The 2,637-nt window shown below is 72.2% G+C and carries 2 protein-coding genes; both read left to right on the top strand.

From position 1 onward, the window contains the following. Nucleotides 1-1,974, top strand: a 1,974-nt coding sequence (locus tag VM840_13380; protein HVL82576.1) for an FtsX-like permease family protein, incomplete at its 5' end; no start/stop codon positions are given. A gap of 16 nt (nucleotides 1,975-1,990) precedes the next feature. Continuing rightward, nucleotides 1,991-2,455, top strand: coding sequence for a ribose 5-phosphate isomerase B (gene rpiB, locus VM840_13375; protein ID HVL82575.1), 465 nt, complete (start codon nucleotides 1,991-1,993; stop codon nucleotides 2,453-2,455). Nucleotides 2,456-2,637: the final 182 nt, after the last annotated feature.

Genomic DNA, 2,637 nt, shown 5'->3' with positions numbered 1-2,637 from the left:
GTCCAGAACCTGGTCGGGCGCACGGGCTACGTCGACGCCGTCTACCTCGAGGTCGACGACCCAGAGCGGCGGCTCGAGGCGGTGTCCGAAGCGGTTGGCCCGGGAGGCCGGGTGGGTCCGGTGGCGCTGCGCTCCGAAGACGTGGCCGAGATGCTCGCGAGCACGACGGCCAGCCTCAACACCGCGGCCGTCGTCGCCCTGTTCGTGGGGGCCTTCCTCGTCTACAACACGATGGCCATGGCCGCCGTGGAGCGGCTGGGCGAGGCCGCCCTGCTCCGGGCGGTGGGCGCCCGCCGGCGCGACGTGATGTGGCTCTTCACGGCGGAGGGGGTCCTGCTCGGGGTGATCGGCTCGGCGGCCGGACTCGTCGGGGGGCTCCTGCTCGCCCGGACCATGCTCTCGACCCGCGGCGCGGCCCTCGAGGAGATCTTCCCGATCGACATCCGGACGCTGGTCCTGCAGCCCCGGGCACTCGCCCTCGCCTTCATAGCCGGTGTCATCGCCTCGGTCGTGGCGGCCCTGCTGCCCGCCCGGCGCGTCTCCCGGACGGACCCGGCCAGCAACCTCGGACCGGCGGGCGCCCTCGAGGATCCCACCGCCCACGCCGCCCGGTCGACCGCGGCGATAGGGGTGGCGCTGTTCGCGGCGGGGACCGCCCTCGCCGTCTACGACCTGTTCATCCGTCCCGGTCGCGTCACGACGCTCGCCACGGCGGGGCTGGCGGTGGGCCTGGCTGGTGTGGCGCTGCTGGTCCGGGTCGTCCTGCCTCCCATCGCGCGCCTGGCCTTCGGTCGGCTCCAGTCGTCCTCGCGCGGCGGAGGTCTCGTCCGCCTCGCGGCGGGGGAGGTCCTGAGATCGCCCGGACGCACCGCTTTCACCGCGGGCGCCGTCCTGCTCGCGCTCTCGCTCGTCGTGGGGTTCTCGATCGCGTCGAGCTCGTTCGCCCGGACGTTCAGCACCGGTGTGGACACGCTGCTGCGCGCGGACCTGTACGTGCGGTCCGCCACGTGGAGGCCGTTCGGGTCGGATGTCCCGGTCCAGTCGAGCCTCGGCCCTCAGATCCGCCGCCTGCGCGGCGTGGACAGCGTCTACCCGTTCAAGATGACGCTGGCGACGCTCGACGACCGGGTGATCGCGATCAACGCGCTCGACTACGAGGCGTACTCCCGACTGCGGGACCTGCCGCCCCGGTGGAGGCGCGAGGTCTCGGGCCTCGCGCGGCGACTGCGTCCCGCGGACACCATCGTGATAACCCCGTCCGTGACGGCGAGGATGGGGATAGAGGTGGGAGACACCGTGGAGATGCCGACGCCCTCCGGGGTCCGCCGCATGGAGGTGGTGGGGGTCTTCCCCGACCCGTCCGCCGTGACCCCGACCTTCTCTCTCCCCTACGACCGCTACTCGCAGCTCTTCCGGACGACCGCGGCCGATTCGTTCGGCGTCGGACTGCTGCCCGGGACGGACCCGGAACGGGTGCGCGCGGAGATCGAGCAGCGGTGGGGGCAGACCCTCGGGATAGAGGTGGACGACCGGTCCGAGTTCTTCGACCGGGTGAACGGCTTCGTCGGGTCGGTGCTCGGACTGATCTCCTCCGTCCAGCTGGTGGCGGTCGTGGTCGCGGCGCTAGGACTCGCGAACACGCTGCTGATCTCCACGCTCGAGAGACGTCGCGACCTCGGGGTCCTGCGCGCGGTGGGGATGCTGAGACGACAGGTCCGCCGGGTGGTCTCCCTCGAGGCGCTCATGGTCGCCGGGCTTGGCATCGTGCTGGCCTGGGCCCTGGGGACCCTGATCGGCCTGTTCATGTTCGCGGTCATGCAGGCGCAGTCCGGGATCGACCTCCGGCTCCACACGCCCGTCGGCGCGTACCTGGTCCCCGCCCTGTGGGGGCTGCTCGCCGCCGGACTGGCCGCCCTCTACCCCGCGTCGCGCGCGGCCCGGACCGATATCGTCGAGGCCCTCCAGTACGAGTGACGGATACGATTCCCACATGCGCGTCGCGATCGGGTCGGACCACGCCGGGTTCCCGCTGAAGCAGGAGCTCCTCGAGATCGTGGCTTCACTGGGGCACGAGCCACTCGACCTGGGAACCCACTCGACCGACCCCGTCGACTACCCCGACCAGGCGGAGGCCGTGGCGAGGGCCGTCCTGGACGGCGAGGCCGACCGCGGGATCATCGTCTGCGGGTCGGGTGCGGGCGCCGCCATCGCCGCCAACAAGCTCCCCGGCATCAGGTGCGCCCAGCTCCAGGACACGTACACCGCGCACCAGTCGGTCGAGCACGACGACGTGAACGTCGCCGCCCTGGGGGCCCGGGTCGTGGGGGTGGAACTCGCCCGCGAGATGGTCGCGGCGTTCCTGCGGGCCCGTTTCTCCGGCGAGGAGCGCCACGTCCGGCGGCTCGACAAGGTGCGTGCGCTCGAGCTCGGGAGCCTCCCCCGCACTGACCGCTAGTCAGAGATCGGCTTTTCCACAGGCCCCCGTTCCCCTACCCTTGTGGCTCGGCCGATGCTCACCCAGCGCCTTCTCGTCCTCATCGCGCTCGTCATCGCGGCGTTCATGATCGCGCCGCCGACCTCGCCTCTCCTCGGCACGCCCGACCGCACCCCGGTCCCGACGCCGGAGGCGACGATAGC

The organism is Actinomycetota bacterium (assembly GCA_035540895.1).
Classification (GTDB): domain Bacteria; phylum Actinomycetota; class JAICYB01; order JAICYB01; family JAICYB01; genus DATLFR01.
Note: the sequence above shows the minus strand (reverse complement) of the source record. Positions and strands in the feature narration are given on the sequence as shown.